Source organism: Oleiphilus sp. HI0123 (genome assembly GCF_001635315.1).
The window spans coordinates 1-2,990 of record NZ_LWGE01001658.1 but is presented as its reverse complement, the minus strand read 5'-3'; the positions used below and the strand labels follow the sequence as shown (position 1 = coordinate 2,990).

General features: G+C 44.6%; 3 protein-coding genes and 1 pseudogene. 1 reads left to right on the top strand and 3 read right to left on the bottom strand.

Annotation, left to right across the window (positions count from 1 at the left end; translation table 11 throughout):
• Nucleotides 1-197: pseudogene (locus A3761_RS28680) on the top strand (amino acid ABC transporter substrate-binding protein); the annotation flags it as partial.
• A gap of 32 nt (nt 198-229) precedes the next feature.
• Here A3761_RS28680 and dinB read toward each other — a convergent pair.
• From dinB to A3761_RS22315, 3 genes are all read right to left on the bottom strand, one after another.
• The gene (dinB, locus tag A3761_RS22325) at nt 230-1,288 is read right to left on the bottom strand and encodes a DNA polymerase IV (RefSeq protein ID WP_082865274.1); all 1,059 of its coding nucleotides are present in this window, start codon (nt 1,286-1,288) and stop codon (nt 230-232) included.
• 88 nt (nt 1,289-1,376) lie between these two features.
• Nucleotides 1,377-2,258, bottom strand: coding sequence for a carboxylesterase (locus A3761_RS22320; protein WP_068512166.1), 882 nt, complete (start codon nt 2,256-2,258; stop codon nt 1,377-1,379).
• A 1-nt stretch (nt 2,259) separates the two neighbouring features.
• Nucleotides 2,260-2,990: hemolysin III family protein (locus A3761_RS22315; RefSeq protein ID WP_082870342.1), on the bottom strand; the 731-nt coding region annotated here is incomplete at its 5' end.

Here is a 2,990-nt window from a genome sequence, read left to right as displayed (position 1 = left end):
CAGAGCTTGCGAAGCGCATTGAACGGGGTTTGTGGCGCCTAATCGAAAATGGCAAATTTGAAGCATACTTTTTAGCTCACCACCAAGCGCTAATAGATAAGTTTCGGCTGAAAGAGCGCAGAAGGTTTTCTATTCCCAACCCCAATTTGAGTAAAGCCGACCCGCTTGATAATGCTGAACTATGGCATAAATTTTAATGAAGAAAACAGCGTTGTAGGTATAGGGCTCATTACCAAGAAAAGGCATATTGTTGATGCTGTTCCTTTTCGTTATTCAGGCCAATATGAACACCTAATAGCCTTACTTTCTTACCATCGCCCCTTGATATTGCCTCATGTAACAGGCAGATAAACATCGCTTCATTGTAGTCACTAAATGTATATTCTTTTGTTGTTTGATGAAAGTCACTGAACTTTACTTTAACGCCTAGCTTCTGAATGCCTCTTCCCGGCAAATGCTTTGCAGCACGCTGTTTTAACTCGGGCAACAACCTTGATACTAAAATCGCTTCAAGTGAAGACGGGTCGTCAATGTCTTCAGGGAAGGTTAGCTCTACACCCACTGACTTCCTTGTTCGGTGAGTTATTACTGAGCGCTCGTCTTGTCCATGGCAACGTTGCCAAAGTAAATGGCCTAGTCTTCCGAAGTTATGTAGTAGTGTTTGTTGGTCAAAAGCCTTTACATCTTTTCCAAACCGCAGTTGCTTAGCACTGAGCTTCTCGAAGGTGACTTTGCCAACGCCAGGGATTTTATCTAAAGGCATATCGTCGATAAAACTGGCCACGTTTTCTGGAGGAATTACATAAATACCGTTTGGTTTATTGATATCGGAGGCAACTTTAGCGAGGTACTTGATGGGCGCCACCCCTGCTGATGCTGTCAGACCAAGCTCACGTTGAATCGTCTTGCAAATATCCTGAGCGATGAGCGTTGCTGAACCGTGATGTAACGAGCAGTTGGTGACATCAAGGTAAGCTTCATCGAGGCTAAGTGGTTCGATCAGATCAGTATAACGTTCGAATATTTCACCAATCTGTTTACTAACGGTTCTATATACATCCATTCTACCCGGAAGCAATACAAGATCTGGGCATAAACGCAGCGCAACTGAGGTCGGCATGGCAGATCTAAGCCCAAACTCTCGTGCTATGTAGTTACAGGTAGAGAGGACACCGCGAGAGTGGCGCTTTCCGCCAACGGCAACGGGTAAATTAGTTAACGCCGGTTGGTCACGGATTTCCACGGATACAAAGAAAGCATCCATATCTACATGAATTATCTTGCGCAAACCGTTGCCTCGAAATTAAATAATGCTGTTTGAATATACAGTTGTCTTGGGCGTGAGGCAAGTAGGGTTGGTTGCTAGCGTGTACAGATTATTTACGATACACGCCGTCTAGAAAAGTGTTTACTTCAGAAAAAACCTTCTTGGTGATATCTCCTCTGACAATACCATGCAGATGGAAGTCTATTTCCCTGTAATGTGCGTTGCCTGTGTGAATGCTTTTATAAATATCTCTACCGCTTTGGACGTCAACTTTTGGGTCTTTATCTGCATGAATGACTAAGGTTGGGATGGTGATGCTAGAGAGCCCTTTCTGAACTTGGTTCATTAATTTTTTGATTTCAACGATGCTGCTTACCGGGCAGCGTAGATAATTGATGTGAGGATTGTCAGCATGATTGGTGACGAACTCTTTACGCAACTTTTTAGTATCGAATACCGGGTTAGCTATTCGCCTTAGAGCCTTATTCCAGGTATTGACAGGCTTGGCGAAGTTAGCAGAGAACTTTTTAAACTTGAGCGGCGCGCTGATACTCACAAGTGCATCAAAGGCGTCGGGTTTATCAATGACTTGTTTAAGTGCCACCGCAGCGCCAGTAGAGAAACCAGCGATGACGATATGCTCACAGCAGTGCTTAAGTATTTCGTGGCCCCGGTTAACCGCCGCCGTCCATTCGCTCATTTTACGGCGAGATAAATCATCTGCCGATGTACCGTGCCCGTCCATTCGTGGCGCGTAGACGGTATAGCCTTGGCTATAAAGATAGTCAGCCCACTCTCGCACTTCTTCCGGGGCAGCCATTAGGCCATGAACAAGCAGCACTCCCTGCGTGGCTTGAGGCTGATGAAGCAGGTAAGGTTGGCCAATTTCTGGTGGCTTGGTTTCACCTTTAAGGAAGTGTTCCTGGTAATCGTTTATAAAACGACTCGTTTCTTCCTCTAGCAGGCATTGTGCTTTAGAGCTTAAGCTCATCTTAGGCTGACGCCGTAGCGGAAAATGCACTGTAAATCAGGCTGTAATGACAGGCGCCACCAATTAAGACCATTACGTGGAAGAGTTCATGGAAACTGAAAATTCCAGGCAACATTAAGGGTTTCTTACTTGCATAGAAAATAGCACCTAGCGTGAACGCGATACCGCCAGCAAAAAGCAGATTAACCTGCATATCGGTCATGAGATCCAAGATTTGTTGCATGGGGAAAACTAGCATCCAGCCCATTGTCAGAAAAATTAAGGCATAGAGTATTCTTGGTGCGCGCGGGAAGAATAATTGTGAGCACAGGCCAAATGCCACCAGTCCCCATTGAATTGCTATCATTGGTAAGCGCCAGTCATCATCCAGAAAGAAGTAGCAGACGGGAGTATAAGAACCAGCAATCATAAAGAATATCGCTAAGCGGTCCATTTTTCGCCAGAAAGATAGCTCGTTCTCTTGCTTTTTAAAGCAGTGGTATAAAGAGCTAGCAGAAAAAAGAAAGATTAGTGACAAACCGTAAACTAAGGCTGTGACGAGCATTGAAGCAGAGCCGGTTGCAACCTTTAATAAAAAAACTGTACCGACCACGGCTGCTATCGCGCCAAGCAGGTGAGAGTAGAAGTTGAATGCTTCAGAGCTTTTAACCATTTTCAATACCGCTTTTTGTGTAGGTCTGAGGATAATAAGTCTAAAAAAAGTATCACAAGTGTGAGCTGAATTTGTTGCTT